Annotated in this window: 13 protein-coding genes and 1 tRNA gene; 12 read left to right on the top strand and 2 right to left on the bottom strand. The window is 72.1% G+C overall.

Annotated features, from left to right (window positions below):
- Positions 1 to 56: 56 nt before the first annotated feature.
- Positions 57 to 1,760, bottom strand: a complete 1,704-nt coding sequence (locus WMF24_RS02050) for an Eco57I restriction-modification methylase domain-containing protein (protein ID WP_437734652.1) — start codon at positions 1,758 to 1,760, stop codon at positions 57 to 59.
- 539 nt (positions 1,761 to 2,299) lie between these two features.
- On the opposite strand from WMF24_RS02050, the gene acpS reads away from it, so the two are divergent.
- On the top strand, positions 2,300 to 2,899 hold the full coding sequence (acpS, locus tag WMF24_RS02055; RefSeq protein ID WP_437734653.1) for a holo-ACP synthase: 600 nt from the start codon (positions 2,300 to 2,302) through the stop codon (positions 2,897 to 2,899).
- Complete coding sequence (locus WMF24_RS02060; RefSeq protein WP_437734654.1) at positions 2,896 to 4,692, top strand: NAD(P)H-hydrate dehydratase; 1,797 nt, start codon at positions 2,896 to 2,898, stop codon at positions 4,690 to 4,692. Before acpS ends, WMF24_RS02060 begins: the two co-directional genes overlap by 4 nt.
- 60 nt (positions 4,693 to 4,752) lie before the next feature.
- Here WMF24_RS02060 and WMF24_RS02065 read toward each other — a convergent pair whose 3' ends face one another.
- Positions 4,753 to 5,400, bottom strand: coding sequence for an NADPH-dependent F420 reductase (locus tag WMF24_RS02065; RefSeq protein ID WP_437734655.1), 648 nt, complete (start codon positions 5,398 to 5,400; stop codon positions 4,753 to 4,755).
- Between the two features lie 105 nt (positions 5,401 to 5,505).
- Here WMF24_RS02065 and WMF24_RS02070 point away from each other — a divergent pair, with 105 nt between their 5' ends.
- The 10 genes from WMF24_RS02070 to WMF24_RS02115 all read left to right on the top strand — a co-directional run bounded on the left by WMF24_RS02070 (position 5,506) and on the right by WMF24_RS02115 (position 15,583).
- On the top strand, positions 5,506 to 7,407 hold the full coding sequence (locus tag WMF24_RS02070) for a c-type cytochrome (RefSeq protein WP_437734656.1): 1,902 nt from the start codon (positions 5,506 to 5,508) through the stop codon (positions 7,405 to 7,407).
- 220 nt (positions 7,408 to 7,627) lie between these two features.
- Positions 7,628 to 8,293 carry an RNA polymerase sigma factor gene (locus WMF24_RS02075; protein WP_437734657.1) on the top strand — a complete coding sequence of 222 codons (666 nt, stop codon included), beginning with the start codon at positions 7,628 to 7,630 and terminating at the stop codon, positions 8,291 to 8,293.
- A 149-nt stretch (positions 8,294 to 8,442) separates the two neighbouring features.
- Positions 8,443 to 9,798 carry an NAD(P)/FAD-dependent oxidoreductase gene (locus WMF24_RS02080; RefSeq protein WP_437734658.1) on the top strand — a complete coding sequence of 452 codons (1,356 nt, stop codon included), beginning with the start codon at positions 8,443 to 8,445 and terminating at the stop codon, positions 9,796 to 9,798.
- 61 nt (positions 9,799 to 9,859) lie between these two features.
- On the top strand, positions 9,860 to 10,546 hold the full coding sequence (locus WMF24_RS02085) for a helix-turn-helix domain-containing protein (RefSeq protein WP_437734659.1): 687 nt from the start codon (positions 9,860 to 9,862) through the stop codon (positions 10,544 to 10,546).
- Positions 10,547 to 10,816: 270 nt separating this feature from the next.
- Positions 10,817 to 11,140 (top strand): DUF2325 domain-containing protein, encoded by a 324-nt coding sequence (locus tag WMF24_RS02090; RefSeq protein ID WP_437734660.1) that lies wholly within the window; start codon positions 10,817 to 10,819, stop codon positions 11,138 to 11,140.
- A gap of 32 nt (positions 11,141 to 11,172) precedes the next feature.
- Positions 11,173 to 12,177 carry a sulfate ABC transporter substrate-binding protein gene (locus WMF24_RS02095; RefSeq protein WP_437738748.1) on the top strand — a complete coding sequence of 335 codons (1,005 nt, stop codon included), beginning with the start codon at positions 11,173 to 11,175 and terminating at the stop codon, positions 12,175 to 12,177.
- A 7-nt stretch (positions 12,178 to 12,184) separates the two neighbouring features.
- On the top strand, positions 12,185 to 13,090 hold the full coding sequence (gene cysT, locus WMF24_RS02100) for a sulfate ABC transporter permease subunit CysT (RefSeq protein WP_437734661.1): 906 nt from the start codon (positions 12,185 to 12,187) through the stop codon (positions 13,088 to 13,090).
- Positions 13,090 to 13,995 (top strand): sulfate ABC transporter permease subunit CysW, encoded by a 906-nt coding sequence (gene cysW / locus WMF24_RS02105; RefSeq protein ID WP_437734662.1) that lies wholly within the window; start codon positions 13,090 to 13,092, stop codon positions 13,993 to 13,995. The genes cysT and cysW overlap by 1 nt, the downstream gene beginning before the upstream one ends.
- A gap of 382 nt (positions 13,996 to 14,377) precedes the next feature.
- The gene (locus WMF24_RS02110; RefSeq protein ID WP_437734663.1) at positions 14,378 to 15,052 is read left to right on the top strand and encodes a hypothetical protein; all 675 of its coding nucleotides are present in this window, start codon (positions 14,378 to 14,380) and stop codon (positions 15,050 to 15,052) included.
- Positions 15,053 to 15,511: 459 nt separating this feature from the next.
- Positions 15,512 to 15,583: transfer RNA gene (locus tag WMF24_RS02115), tRNA-Cys, on the top strand.
- The last annotated feature ends 107 nt before the right edge of the window (positions 15,584 to 15,690 follow it).

Below are 15,690 nucleotides of genomic sequence, written 5' to 3' on the forward strand. Positions count from 1 at the left end.
CGCGAACGCCTGTGGGAGCGCGACCGTATCACGCCGCGCCACGGCGATGGAGCGTGCTATCTCCTGGTGTCGACGAAGCTGAACCGCGGGAGCGCGTCGATGTCGTAGGCGCGGAGCGCGAGCTCGTCGATCCCCTCGAAGTCGCGCCGCCGGAACGCGCCGCGGAGATCGCACATCACGTCTTCCGCGACGCTCGACGGCGGGGGCAGGCGGATCCGCCGCAGGTACTGCGCCTGGAAGCGCAGGTAGCCCCCGCGCATCTTGACCGCGTAGGACCACACGAAGAAGAGGGCGACCCTGGAGCTGAGCAGCCCGCCGAGCGCCTCGAGATCCCAGCCTTCCGAGGTGATGAAATAGAGGTTGTGGTGCGGGTGAAACCTGCCCTCGTCGTAGACCACCTCGTTGGATCCTGCGATGTCGGGGATGAGCAGCTTCCGGGCCGAGGCCAGCTCGGGGTGGACGCGATCGATGGTGCGGAACCAGCTCGCGGTGTTCTTCTGGGCGACGTAGCGCTTCCTGATCTCGGCCTCGTGGGCGCGCAGGTACGCGGTGAGCTTCGGGTACGCCTCCAGGCGGACGACCTTGCCGTCGTCTCCGAAGGTGTTGATGACGAACCGCCCGGCGTCGCGGATGCGGCCGTCCTCGATGTCGTCTCGCATGACGAGCGGCACGAGGCGATCGCGCTCGATGTCGACGTCCCCGCGGACGATGTAGATCCTGTCGCTCCCGGTGGCGACGCCGATGCCGACGCGCGTCCCGCCCACCTCCTCGATCGGCGCGAACCGCGCCTCGAGGGAGCGCAGGGCCTCGAGGTGCTCCGGCGAGCTGAGCACCCAGGGGTCGTCCCCGTCGAACCAGGAGGGATATTGCGCCACGGTGACGCCGGGGCATCGCTCCGGCGCGCCCCCCTCCGCGCGCCGAAGCGCCGAGGACGCGGCCTCGCACTCCTCGGGAGACGCGGTGCTCAGCGTCGCGACAGGCACGCTCCCCGTCTTGCCGCGCGACACGGCGAATATCGACGGATACGCGACGACCTCGGACTCGAAGGGAGAGGCCCCGTGCAGGTCGATGTAGCACTGCACCCGGAACCACCTCGAGAGCATCCGGCGGAGCGGCGCGCCGTAGCGGTTCAGGGTCCACCTGTCGGCGCAGATGAAGGAGAGGACGCCGCCCGGCGCGAGGAGATCCAGGCCGCGCTCGATGAACGCCACGTAGAGATCGGCGCGGTCGTAGAGCGAGCTGTAGCGCTGCCTGTATTCCTCCTGGAGCTCCGGCGAGAGCTGCTCGATCCGGATGTAGGGCGGGTTGCCCACCACCGCGTCGAAGCGGCGCCCCTGGCCGGTGAGGAGGAAGTCGCCGTGGGCGATCCAGGCCTCCGGCAGGCGCCGCGCCTCGTCGAGCGGCAGCCCGAGCCGCGCGAGGGCGCCGGCGACCGCGAGGCGCGCGCGGTCGACATGATCGCGCGCGACGTCGTAGGAGCGGATCGCGGGCTCGATGTCTCGCAGGTCGCGGCCGTGGCGGCGCGCCGACGCGATCAGCCGCTCGGCGGCCGGGACGAGGAACGCCCCGTGGCCGCAGGCCGGCTCGAGCAGCGACAGCGACGCGAGGTCCCGGTCCGCCGTGTAGCCCGCGAGATCGAGGATGAGGTTCACGACGTGGGGCTTTGTCAGCACCACGCCGTGGGCCTCTCCTGACGAGCGCTCGCCGTAGTCGTAGGCGCTCTGCGGGAGCATGACCGTCAGATCGAGGGCTGTCTGCATGGGCGCGCCGCGGGGATGCTAGAGCAACAAACCGGTTGAACCCGCCTGAAACGAGCAAAGCTTCGAACCGCCAAGGCGCCAAGGACGCCAAGAAGGAGACAGGATCGAACCGCCAAGGCGCCAAGATCTTCTCTCCGTCTTGGCGTCCTTGGCGCCTTGGCGGTTCATTTCTCGCTCGATCAACGTGATCGTTGTTCTAGCCGCGAACGGCGCTCGGCGGCGACGCCCGCGCGCGGTGTCCGGGGTGCGCCGCGGCCGCGCGCCTCCCGCGGGCGGCCGGCGGTCTCGCACGGCCGGCGGCTTCGCGCTGGCGGCGCGCCTCCTTCCTCGCGAGCGCGCCTGCGGGGGTCGCCTCCGCGCTGCGGGGTGCCGCGCAGGCGCGTTTCGCGGGGCGTTGCCGGCGATTGGGGTAAAGTCGCCGGCATGGTCTTCCCCCCGCGCGTCTGCTCCGTCGATCGCGCCGCGTCGAGCGCCGCCTGCGCGGTCGTCCTCGCGCCGCCGCCCGCGGGCCTCGGCCCCGGGCCGCTCGAGGTGGGCGCGTGATCCTCGGCATCGGCATCGACGTCTGCGGCATCGGGCGCATGGAGGAGGCGCTCGCGCGGTGGGGGGAGCCGTTCTGGGAGCGGATTTTGTCCGAGCCCGAGCGCCGCTCGCTCGCGCACCGCGTGGACCGGGCGACCGCGCTCGCTGGCCGCTTCGCCGCCAAGGAGGCCGCGGTGAAGGCGCTCTCCGGGGCGCCCGGCGTCGGCTGGCACCACCTGGAGGTGCGCGGCGCGCCGCGGACGCCCCCGACGATGGCGTTCCACGGCCCGGCGCGCGCGCTGGCGGACCGCATGGGCGTCCAGCGGGTGCACCTGTCGATCACGCACGACGCCGGCGTGGCGGCTGCAGTGGTGATTCTGGAAGGGGACGGCGAACGCCGATCCCCGATGGACGATGAAGGGGAGGGCGAACGCCGATCCCCGATGGACGATGAAGGGGACGGCGAACGCCGATCCCCGATGGACGATGAAGGGGAGGGCGAACGCCGATCCCCGATGGACGATGAAGGGGACGGCGAACGCCGATCCCCGATGGACGATGAAGGGGACGGCGAACGCCGATCCCACCTGGACGACGAAGGGAAAGAGCGATCGTGATTCCGGTCCTCTCGCGCGCGCAGATGCGCGCCTACGACAAGCATGCGATCCACCAGTGCCACGTCCCCGGCGTGGTCCTCATGGAGAACGCGGGCCGCGGCGCCGCCGACGTCATCTCGGCGATCATCGAGGCGCGCTCCGCCGGACGGCCCGGCGCCGCCGGGCTCCCCGCCCACGCCGCGCACCCGGCCGCGCCCGGCCACGCGCCGCAGCGGGCGCTCTGGCCCGCCACGCTGCCCTCCGGCGGCGGCCGTCGCGCCGGGAGCGTCCCGCCGCCGCCGAACGGCCGCCGCGACGTCGAGGACGCCCGCGCCGCGCGCATCCGCGCGTTCCCGGTGCGGCACGTCCCGAGCCCAGGGCAGCCCGCGACGTACCCGCTCCTCGCCCGCGTCGTCGTCGTCTGCGGCGCCGGCAACAACGGCGGCGACGGCTTCGTCGTGGCGCGCCACCTCCTCGCCCGCGGCGCCGAGGTCCAGGTCTTCCTCGCGGCCCCGTCCGAGAAGGTCACCGGCGACAGCCGCATCAACCACGACGCGTACGTCGACCTCGGCGGCGCGCTGACCGAGCTCCCCCCGGGCGCGCCGCTCGCCCCGCTCGAGGCCGCGCTCGCCGAGGCCGACCTCGTCGTCGACGCCCTCTTCGGCACCGGCCTCGACCGCCCGATCGAGGGTCACCTCGCCGACGTCATCGGCGTCCTCAACACGGCGACCTGCCTCTGCATCGCGCTCGACGTGCCCTCGGGCCTCGACGCCGACAGCGGCGCGCCGCTCGGCGCCGCGGTGCAGGCCGACGAGACCGTCACGTTCGGCCACCTCAAGATCGGCCTGCTCACCCCCGAGGGCACGCGGCTCGCGGGCAACGTCCACGTCGTCGACCTCGGGGTCCCGGACCGGCCGATCCTCGCCCAGGTCGGCCACGTGGCGGAGGTCATCCGCAAGGAGACGGTCGGCGCGCACCTCCGCCCGCGCGAGGCGAGCGTCTACAAGCACCAGGCGGGCAACGTGCTCGTGATCGCCGGCTCGTCCGGCAAGCTCGGCGCCGCGCTGCTCACCGCGCGCGCCGCGATGCGCACGGGCGCGGGCCTCGTGACGATCTGCACCTGGGCCGACGCCGCCCCGGCGATGGAGTCGCGCGTCGTCGAGCTGATGACGACCGCGATCGACCCGGCCCGCATCGAGGCGTCGCTCGACGGCGCCCTCGCCGGGCGGCGGGCGGTCGCGATCGGCCCCGGCTTCGGCCTCGACGACAGGGCGCGCGCCGCCGTGGACCACGTCGTGCTGGGCTGGGACGGCCTGAAGGTCGTCGACGCCGACGCCCTCACGCACTTCGCCGGCCGCCCCGAGGCGCTCGCGACGGCGCGCGGATGCCTCGTCCTGACCCCGCACTCCGGCGAGCTCGGCCGCCTGCTGGGCCGCAGCGCGCGCGCCGTCGAGGAGGACCGCTTCGGCGCCGTGCGCGAGGCCGTGGCGCTGACCCGGGCGATCGTCCTGCTCAAGGGCGCGCGCACGGTGATCGCCCTCCCGGACGGGCGCATGTTCATCTGCATGGCGGGCAACCCGGCGCTCGCCACCGCCGGCTCGGGCGACGTCCTCTCCGGGATGATCGCGGCCCTGCTCTGCTCGATGGATCCCTCCGCCGCCGCGTGCGCGGGGGTGCTGATCCACGCGCTCGCCGGCGACGTGTGGCGCGCCCGGACGGGCAGCGACAGGGGGCTGCTCGCGAGCGAGATCGCCGAGCTGGTCCCCGGCCTGATCGCCTCGCTCGCCGCCGGCAGCGATCCGTTGTCCATGTAATTTTGAACGGTGCGCGCGGCGCGTGGAGGCGCCGCGCGCCCTGCGCGGCTGTCCGCCCGGCTACCTCTTCAGGAGCTTGAACGCGTGCGTCCACCGGTTGTTCAGCAGCCCGGGGATGCACCAGAGCATGCAGAGCGGCTCGATCGCGCGCGCAGCCTCCACGCTCCCCATGTCCTCGGTCTCCCACCCGAAGGCGTCGAGGATGCGCTCCACCTGCTTCTTCGCGGCGGCGCTGTCGCCACAGATGAACATGGTCGGACGGACATCGCCGAAGTCCGGGTCGACCATCCACACGCTGCCGACGCACGAGAACGCCTTCACGAAATTCGCTTCGGGGGCGCGCCGCGAGAGCCGCTCCATCAGCGACTCGTTCGGCCCCGTGAAGAACTTGAGCACGCCGTGGACGGGCGGCTCGTCCGCGATCGGGTTCGTGGCGTCGATGACCGTCTTGCCCGCGAGCGCCTCGGGGCCCGCGAGATCGACCGCCTGCTCCGCCGCGGTCCCCTTCACGGCGAGCACCACGAGCTCGCCGAACTGCGCTGCCTCCGCGAACGTCCCCACCGCCGCGTTCGGCCCTGCGTCCGAGATCCAGCTCGCGAGCTTCGAGGGGTCGCGCGTGGCGCGCATCACGCTGTAACCGTGCTTGAGAAACCCGTCTGCCAGCGTCTGCCCGACAATCCCCGAACCGAGAACAGCGATCTTGTTCATGGCGGGATGATGGCACGCTCACGGAGCCGGGCTCCAGCGGTGCTGTCCGGAAACCGAAGCACGCTCGGGCCGCGATCTCGAGGCGGCGCCGGACGCAGGAGGCCTATGAAGAAAGCGCACGTCGCAACGTGGCTCGCCGCGCTCGCCGCCGCGGCCATCGGGGGATGTGATGAAGGCGAGGAGTGGTTTCCTTACGATGGCCAGCCTGGCAGCTCCGGGTCGTCGGGGGGCTTCTCGTCGGGGGACTTCTCGACCGGAGGCTTCCTGGGGGCGGGCGGAGGCGGGGCCATCGAGGACCTGCCCCCCGAGGTGTCCCCGGTGCCGCCGCCCCCCATCAGCGGCGGTACGCTCCTCGTGACCGCCGACAAGAAGCTCGCCGTCGCCGCGGATCCGGACCGCGACAGGGTATCGATCGTCGATCTCGTCACCGGCGAGGTCGTGCCGGACCTCGCCTTGCAAGCGGGCGACGAGCCCGGGCGCGTGATCGAGGGGGCGCCGGGCACCGCGCACGTGGCGCTCCGCCGCGGGGGCGCCGTGGTCACGATCGATCTCGCGACCCGCGAGATGCACCGCAGGCCCGTCTGCCCCGCGCCGCGCGGGCTCGCCTACGACGCGGGGGCGGACCTGCTCCACGTGGCGTGCGCGGGCGGAGAGCTCGTCACGCTCTCCTCCGATCTCGAGGCCCCGCCCGTGCGCGCGCTGCGCCTCGACCGCGACCTGCGCGACGTCGTCGTCGAGGGCGACGCGCTCCTCGTGAGCCGGTTCCGGTCGCCCGAGCTCCTCGTCGTGGCGCAGGACGGCGCGGTGGTCGAGCGCGTGAAGCCGCCGACGTACGTCCAGCCCACGAGCAAGCGCGTGTTCGAGGCGGCGGTGGCGTGGAGGATGATCGCGCTGCCCGGGGGCGGCGTGGCGATGGTGCACCAGCGCGGCCTCGTCGATCCCATCGACATCGCGGACGCGCCGCAGAACAGCTACTCGGGGTTCGACTGCAGCTCGAGCGTGATCCAGCCGGCGGTGACCGTGATGCGCCCGCTGAGCAGCGAGGCAGACCCGGCGCCGCCCGCGGCCCGCGTGGGCGGCTTCCGGTTCGGCGTGCTCCCGGTCGACATGGCGATATCGCCGGACGGGTTCCGCGGGGCGATCTTGATGGCGGGCAGCCGCGCGGTGGTCGAGACGCCGCTCGATCTGCTCGAGGAGGCGAATGCGCTCGACTGCGAGCCCTCCGGCGCTCAGCGCCGCATCCATGTGTCCGGGGAGCCCATCGCGCTCGGCTACGACGAGGCGAGCAACCTGCTCGTGCAGCTGCGGCAGCCGCCGAGCGTCGTGCGGCTCTCGGCCCTGACCGGCGCGCCCATCGCGACGTTCTCGCTCCCCGGCGAGAGCCGGATCGACACGAGCCACGCGCTGTTTCATGGCGACGGCGCCGGGCAGATGTCCCTCGCGTGCGCGTCGTGCCACCCGGAGGGGCTCGACGACGGGCGGGTGTGGTCCTTCAGCCCGATCGGCGCGCGGCGGACGCAGTCGCTCGCGGGCGGCATCACCGCGACGGCGCCGCTGCACTGGGACGGCGACATGACCGACGTCGGCACGATCATGGGCGAGGTGTTCGAGCGGCGGATGGGCGGCCGGCGGCAGAGCGACGAGCGCGTGGCGGCGTTCGCGTCGTGGCTCGACACGATCAAGCCCGTGCCCCTGTCGGAGCCGGCGGACGAGGACGCCGTCCGGCGCGGCGAGGCGCTCTTCAACGACCAGACCGTCGCCTGCGCCTCGTGCCATTCCGGCGAGAAGATCACGGACAACCGGACGGCCGACGTGGGGACGGGCAAGGCCTTCCAGGTGCCCTCGCTGCGCGGGCTCGCCGCGCGCGCGCCGTACATGCACGACGGCTGCGCCGCGACCCTCCGCGACCGCTTCGGGCCGTGCGGCGGCGGCGACAAGCACGGCGTCACGTCGACGCTCACGCCGGCCCAGATCGACGATCTCGTCGCCTACCTCGAGACGCTCTGACGCGCCGCTGAACGCCTGCGCCGCGCCTCCGCGGTCGCGACCACCCGGCCGGGGCGTGTCGCGCGCCGGTTCGCCACTCTGACGTTCCCTGGCGACCTGCTGTCGTTTTGACACGCGCCCGCGTGTCTCCGCCCGCGCCATCCGGCGTCTTTCGCGGTCATCGCGCGGTCCTCCCGGTGGCACCTGCCTTGCCAGTGCCGAGGTGAAGGAGGTCCCGCCCATGCTCGTCCCCGCCGCCCACGTCCCCGCCCGGTCCACGAATCCAGCGCCGCTGCCGCCCGGCGTGAGGCGCGCGCTCGGGCCCGGGCCGTCCCTCGGCGCGGCCGGGACGGCGCCGGGCGGCGGACAGCGGGCGGCGATCGACGAGCTCCTCCGCGGCCTTGTCGAAATGACACCGGAGCTCTTCGGCCGCGCGCTCCGGCTCTCCCGATCGCCCGCGACGGCGGAGGACCTCGTGCAGGACACGGTGGAGCGCGCGATCCGGTTCGCGGGGAGCTACGCGCCTGGGACCAACCTGCGGGCGTGGGTGCATCAGATCCTGTTCAGCGTGTTCATCACCCGTTGCCGGCGCAGCCGCCGCGAGCGCAACGCCCTCGACGTGCTCGCGACCGACCCTTGCGCGTGGACCGCGCCCGAGCGCCGCGTGGAGATGCACGCCCTGTCGCCGGGCGTGCGCCGCGCGCTCGCCGCGCTCCCGCCGAGCTTCCGCGACACCGTGGTGCTCGTGGACCTCGAGGAGATGTCCTACAAGGACGCGGCGACGCAGCTCGGCGTCCCGGTCGGCACCGTCATGAGCCGCCTTCATCGCGGCCGGAAGCTGCTCGCCGAGGTGCTGCGGGCCGAGGCGGAGCCCGAAGCGACGAGCGAGGTGAAGACGGCCGCGTGAGGGGAGATCGCGGCAGCTTGCCGCGTCGTCGCGCCCGCTTGCCGCGTCGTCGCGCCCGCTTGCCGCGTCGTCGCGCCCGCTTGCCGCGCTGATCCGCGACCCCTACCATCGGTGTGCCACGCGAGGAAGCGTCCTCGCCAGGAGGCACCATGGCCATCCCCGCGAAAGAGCCCCACGTCGTGATCGTCGGCGGAGGGTTCGGCGGCCTGAACGCGGCGAAGGCGCTCCGCGGCGCGCCCGTCCGGGTCACGCTCGTCGACAGGACGAATCACCACCTGTTCCAGCCGCTGCTCTACCAGGTGGCGACCGCGAGCCTCTCGCCGGCCGACATCGCCGTTCCGATCCGATCGGTCCTGTCGCGCCAGCGCAACGCGCGCGTCCTGCTCGGCGAGGTGACGCGCGTGGATCTCGCCGGCCAGCGCATCACCGTCGACGACGACACGCTCGAGTACGATTACCTGATCCTCGCCGTCGGCGCGGCGAACAACTACTTTGGCCACGACGAGTGGGCCCGGTTCGCGCCCGCGCTCAAGAACCTCGACGAGGCGCTCACCATCCGCGAGCGCATGCTGCTCGCCTTCGAGGCGGCCGAGCGCGAGGAGGACCCGGCCGCGCGCCGGCGGCTGCTCACGTTCGTCGTCATCGGCGGCGGCGCCACGGGCGTCGAGATGGCCGGCGCCTTCGCCGAGCTCGCGCGCTACATCCTCGCGCGCGACTTCCGCGCCCTCGACCCCTCGCTCTCGCGGGTGCTGCTCGTCGAGATCGGCCCGCGCATCCTCCAGGCCTTCCCCGAGCGCCTCTCGGCGAGCGCCGAGGAGCAGCTCGCGTCGCTCGGCGTGGAGGTCATCAAGGGCCGCCGCTTCCGGACCATCGACGCGCAGGGCGTCGAGTTCGAGGACGGCGAGCGCCTCCCCGCCGCGACCGTCATCTGGGCCGCCGGTGTCCGCGGCACCCCGCTCGCGAGCGCGCTCGGGGTCGAGCTCGATCGCATCGGCCGCGTGAAGGTCGCGCCGGACTGCTCGCTGCCAGGGCACCCGAACGCCTTCGCCATCGGCGACATGGCCATGCTCCGCGACCGCAACGGCGTCGACGTGCCCGGCCTCAGCCCCGCCGCCATCCAAGAGGGGCGCTTCGTCGCGCGCTGCATCCTCGGCGACCTGGAGGGCCGCGCGCGCGGGCAGTTCGCCTACCGCGACAAGGGCACGATGGCGACGATCGGCCGCTCGCGCGCCATCGCGAAGGTCGGGCGCCTCCAGATGTCGGGCATGCTCGCGTGGCTCGCCTGGCTCGGCGTCCACGTGCTCTTCCTCATCGGGTTCAAGAACCGCTTCGCCGTCATGTTCGCGTGGATGTGGCAGTACATCACCTTCAAGCGCGGCGCCCGGCTCATCACCGGCCACACAGCGCGGAGCGCGCTCCCGGCCGCGGCGCCCGCCGTCGCGCCGCCGGCGCCCCGCTCTTCCTCCAGGGCCGCGGTGGCGGACGCCGTCTCCGGCGGTGTCTGAGCGCCTTCTGGCGGCGCCAGAGCGCCTCCCGCCCTCGCTCGCTTGACGCGCGCCCTCCACCATGGCGGATACGCCTCCAGTGAAGGCACGCAAGGCCCAGCAAACTGCCCGATCCCTGGCCGCCGAGCCGCCGCCGGCGCCCCCGGCGAGCGAGCCGGGTGTGGACGATGTGGCGTTCGACGAGCCCTCGGACCTGACGCCGGTCGTCGCCTCGAACCTGAAGCGGTTCCGCGCCGAGCGCGGCCTGTCGCTCGAGCGCCTGGCGAAGGCGTCCGGGGTGAGCCGGGCGATGCTCGGGCAGATCGAGCTGGGCCAGAGCACGCCGACGATCAACGTCCTCTGGAAGATCGCGCGCGCCCTCGGGGTCCCGTTCTCGGCCCTGATGAGCCAGGCCGCGTCCCCGGTGACGACGGTCATGCACGCCGCGCACGCGCGCATCCTCCGCTCGAAGAACGGCGAGTTCTCTTCCCGCGCGCTCTTCCCGATGGACCGGCCGCGCAACGTCGAGTTCTACGAGCTCCGCCTCGCGCCGCGCTCCGTGGAGCACGCCGACGCGCACGCCCCCGGCACCTCGGAGAACCTGATCGTCACCGAGGGCTCGGTGGAGATCACCGTGTCCGGCGAGCGGCGCGTCCTCGAGACCGGCGACGCCATCCTCTTCGAGGCCGACAGCCCGCACAGCTACCGCAACCTGGGCGGGACCGAGGCCATCATGTACCTCGTCATGACCTACGGCTCGCGCGGGTAGCCCCGCGAGGGCCCCCTGGCGGCTCCGCCCGCGTCGCCGGCCCGGCCAGCGCTCCGCCTGTCCTTACGTCGCCCGCTCGCTCTGCCTTGCGCTGCCCGCTCTGCCTGGTCTGCCTGGTCTGTTTCCGGATCCCAGCCGCCCCGTGTCCCTCCGGTATCCAAGACATGTTCTCCGTTATACTGACAGATCTTCCTTGCGTCCTCCGTTTTAGCGTGGAATATGTCCGTTATAGCGGCGATGCGCTGCTGGACGTAGCAAGGAGACGGCGCGATGCGGATCACCTGGATCGGGGGGTTGGATCGCAATCAGGCCCAGCTCGAGCGGATGGCGTTGCAGGCGGGCCATCACCTGGAGTTTCACACGGGCAACACCGGGGGGCGCGGGGCGGCCGAGCTGCGGGCGGCCATCGAGCGCGCGGACCTGGTGATCGTGCTGACGGACGTGAACAGCCACGGCGGCGTGCTGCTCGCGAAGAAGCTCTGCCACAAGCTCGGCCGCGCGGCCTTCATGGCGCGCCGCTGCGGCGCGGCGCGCTTCCAGCAGCTGCTCGATGCGCTCGCGCAGCGGGAAGCGCGATACCTGGCCACGGGATGAGGGAGTGAGGACGAGCGATGCGATGCTGGATGATGGTGCTCTGCTGCGTGCTCTCGCTGGCGGCTTGCTCGAAGGGCGACGCGAGCAAGTCGGGGGAGGTGCAGCTCCTGAACGTCTCGTATGACCCGACGCGCGAGCTCTACGAGGAGGTGAACGCCGCCTTCGCGAAGCGCTGGAAGGAGCAGAGCGGCAAGGGCGTCACCATCAAGCAGTCGCACGGCGGCTCGGGCAAGCAGGCCCGCTCGGTGATCGACGGGCTCGAGGCCGACGTTGTCACGCTGGCGCTCGCCTACGACGTCGACGCGCTCGTGCCGAGCGGCCGCGTCAAGGAGGGGTGGCAGTCGCGCCTCAAGGACAACAGCGCTCCTTACACGTCGACCATCGTCTTCCTTGTGCGCAAGGGCAACCCGAAGGGCATCAAGGACTGGGACGATCTCGTGAAGGAGGGCGTCGGGGTCATCACGCCGAACCCGAAGACCTCGGGCGGGGCGCGGTGGAACTACCTGGCGGCGTGGGGCTACGAGCTGAAGCGCTCGGGCGGCGACGAGGCGAAGGCGAAGGAGTTCGTTGGCCGCCTGTTCAAGAACGTGCCCGTCCTCGACACCGGCGCGCGCGGCTCGACCACGACGTTCGTCGAGCGCGGCATCGGCGACGTGCTGATCGCCTGGGAGAACGAGGCGCTCCTCGCGGTGAAGCAGGCGGGCAAGGACAAGTTCGAGGTGGTCGTCCCCTCGATCAGCATCCTCGCCGAGCCGCCGGTCGCGGTCGTCGACAAGGTGGTCGACAAGCGCGGGACGAGGGCGGCGGCGGAGGCGTATCTCGAGTTCCTCTACACGGAGGAGGGGCAGCGCATCGCGGTGAAGCACTTCTACCGCCCGCGTCATCCGGCGGTGCTCGCGGCGGCCGAGTCGGAGGGTGTCTTCCAGAAGGTCGCGCTCTTCTCGATTGACGAGGTGTTCGGCGGATGGCAGAAAGCCCAGAAGACGCACTTCTCCGACGGCGGCGTCTTCGACCAGATCTACCAGGCCGGCAAGTAAGAATTTCGTGGCTCTCCTGTGGCGGCGACAGAGCGTTCTGCCCGGCTTCGGGCTCGCGATGGGTATCACGGTAACGTACCTGTCGCTGCTCGTGCTCGTCCCGCTATCGATGATCTTCCTCAAGACGGCGACGCTCCACCCGGGTGAGATCTGGGCGGTGGTGACGTCGCCGCGCGCGCTCGCTTCCCTGAAGATGAGCTTTGCCGCGTCGCTCATCGCGGCGGGCATCAACGCGGTCTTCGGCGTCCTCGTGGCGTGGGTGCTCGTGCGCTACACGTTTCCGGGCAAATCGATCGTCGACGCGCTCGTCGACCTGCCCTTCGCGCTCCCCACGGCGGTGGGCGGCATCGCGCTCACGGCCATTTACGCGCAGCAAGGGTGGGTGGGCCAGTTCCTCTACCCGCTCGGCATCCAGAGCGCGTTCAGCCGCCTTGGCGTCGTCATCGCGCTCACCTTCGTCGGGCTCCCGTTCGTCGTGCGCACGGTCCAGCCGGTGATGGAGGAGCTCGAGATCGATCAGGAAGAGGCCGCGGCGTCGCTCGGCGCGGGTCGATTCGAGATCTTCCGTCGCGTCCTCCTGCCGTCGCTCTGGCCGTCGATCCTCACCGGCTTCGCGATGTCGTTCGCGCGGGCGTTCGGCGAGTACGGGTCGGTCGTGTTCATCTCCGGGAACATGCCGCTCAAGACGGAGATCACGCCGCTCGTCATCATGACCAAGCTCGAGCAGTACGACTACGCAGGTGCGACGGCGCTCGCGCTGGTGATGCTGCTCTGCTCCTTCGTGCTTCTCTTCCTGATCAACCGGCTCCAGGCCTGGAGCGGCGCGCGCGTGTCGTCGCGGAGCCCTGTCGAGGCGCCGCGGCCGGCGGCCGCCGGCTCCGAGGGCGCCGGCGCGCCCGGGGTCGCGTCGTAATGGCGGGCGCGGCGGGCAAGCTGCGGGTGAGGTCGCGCGGCGCGGTGCGCGGCGCGACCTCCGAGCCGCCGCTCGTGCGGTGGGCGCTCACGGCGGCGGCGCTCGCGTTCCTCGGGTTCTTCCTCTTCCTGCCGGTCGTGGCGGTGTTCATCGAGGCGCTGAAGGACGGCCTCGCCGGGTACTGGCGGGCGATCACCGCGCCGGACGCCGTGGCGGCCATCGAGCTGACGCTCACGACGGCGCTCATCGCGGTGCCGCTCAACCTCGTCTTCGGCGTGGCCGCGGCGTGGGCGATCGCGCGGTTCGAGTTCACCGGCAAGAGCTTGCTGGTCACGCTCATCGATCTGCCGTTCGCTGTCTCGCCGGTGATCTCCGGCATGATCTTCGTCCTGCTCTTCGGGGCGCACGGGGTGATCGGCCCCTGGCTCCAGGATCACGACATCCGGGTGATCTTCGATCGCCCCGGCATCATCCTGGCGACGACGTTCGTGACGTTCCCCTTCGTCGCGCGCGAGCTCATCCCGTTCCTGGAGAGCCAGGGGGCGGACGAGGAGCACGCGGCGCTGTCGCTCGGCGCGAGCGGGTGGAGCATGTTCTTCCGCATCACGCTCCCCAACGCGAAGTGGGGTCTCCTCTACGGCGTTGTGCTCTGCAACGCGCGGGCGATGGGCGAGTTCGGCGCGGTGTCGGTCGTCTCGGGGCATATCCGGGGGCAGACGAACACGATGCCGCTGCACGTCGAGGTGCTCTACAACGAGTTCCACTTCTCGGCGGCGTTCGCGGTCGCCTCGCTGCTCGTCCTGCTCGCGCTGCTCACGCTCGTGGTGAAGCGCCTCATCGAGCACCGGGCGCAGCGGGAGACGGCCCCGGAGCTCGACCCGGCCGCGAAGGCCGGCGCGCCGTAGCGCGCGCCGGGCGCGCTCGTCGCCGCGCGCGGTCGCGCGGCGCGCCTGGAGAGGCGAGGGCGGCTGGAGGACCGGAGCCGCGCGGGAGCGCGCGGGGCGCTCTGCTTTGCTGGAATCGCCCCTGCGTGGGAGGGCGGAGGCGGCGCGGAGAACAGCGGATCTCGGCGCGGTGAGCGCGAGCGGCGAGGAGAGCGGTGTCGCGCTGCGCCCGGCTTGCGATGGGTCCCCGGCGCTCCAGGTTGGATGGAGGGGGGGCGTCATGCGGTTCTTTGAAGCGATTGGGCGTGCGATCGGGGGGGCCCTGTCTCCCATTGTCTGGCAAGGCAGTCTTCTCCGGAGAGCGAGGCTGTTCCATGCCGACGGCGTTGTCTACTGCGCGGGGGTGAAGGCGCTGGCGGTGGAGGGCGAGGTCGGCGCGCTGGCGCAGCGGCTCGCGGGGCCGGCGCTCGTGCGGCTGTCGAGCGCGCTATGGCGGTGGCGCGGCGGCAGGAGGGAAGGCCGCCCGGATGTGCTGGGGATCGCGGTGCGCTTCCGCGCGAGCGAGGAGGTGACGCCGGCGGCGAGCGAGGGGGATCAGGACCTCATTTTCCTGAGCGCGCGCCGGTTCTCGTTGATTCCGATCGCCTTCTTCACGACGAAGACGCGCGATTTCATGGACAACGACTATTACGCGCAGTTGCCGTTCGATGTGGCCGATTTCGGTCGTGCGGAGTTCCGCCTGGTGCCGCTGCGCGCGTTGACGGTGGAGGGCAATCGCCTGGAGAGGCTGGAGCGCGCTGCGGCGTCGGGGCTGGCGCTGCTGCGGCTCGAGGTGCGGCGGGGGAAGCGGGCGCGGTGGATGGCGGTGGCCGACCTCGAGCTGTACGAGCCGGTGGACATCGACCAGAACGCGCTCCGCTTCGATCCGTTCCGCACAGGGCGGGGGATCGTGCCGCGCGGGCTGCTCCAGGCGACGCGGCTGGCGACGTACACGGCGAGCTACCTCGGGCGCATGCTGGGGGCACGGGGGACGCGGAGGACGCGGCGGCGGGTGCCAGGGACGCGCGGCGGGCGCTAGCGGTAAGAGAGAGCAGGCCCGGGGCGAGGACGCTGCCGGAGCGAGGGTGATCCGAGACGCAGGGGCCGGCGGAGGGTGGAGGGGGTGCGCACCGCGCGCGCCGGGGCCCCGCCGGACTCGCAAGGCCGCCGCTTCCCCTCGCTGCGCGAGGAGAAGCGGCGGCGAGATGCTCAGACATCGGCCCGTCCCCAGCGCGCGCGGTGCGCACCCCCTCCACCCTCCGCCGGCTCGCGAGAGAGACAGCCATCAACCACCACGGCGGACATCGGCCCGCCCCAGCGCGCGCGGTGCGCACCCCGTCCGCCGGCTCGGAGGACGCAAGGCGCGCGACGGCGCGGTGGAGCGATCCCGCTGAGGTGGCTCGGCTGCACAAAGTGAAGCGCAAAGTGAAAACGCTCTGCCGAAGGCATTGACACCGGCGCCGGGATGAGGCATGACCACGCGCCGCTTCGGACAGTCGGTGAGGTAGCCAAGTGGTTAGGCAACGGTTTGCAAAACCGTTATACGCGGGTTCGAATCCCGTCCTCACCTCCGCACATACGACAGCCCAGCGCTGACCCAGACGCTGCCCCCGTATCTGCCAGCAGAGCCTTGCGGCCCCGGCGCGCGTTCCGCGATCGACGTTCCTCCCCAGCACA

Source organism: Sorangium sp. So ce1335 (assembly GCF_051521615.1).
Lineage (GTDB): Bacteria > Myxococcota_A > Polyangia > Polyangiales > Polyangiaceae > Sorangium.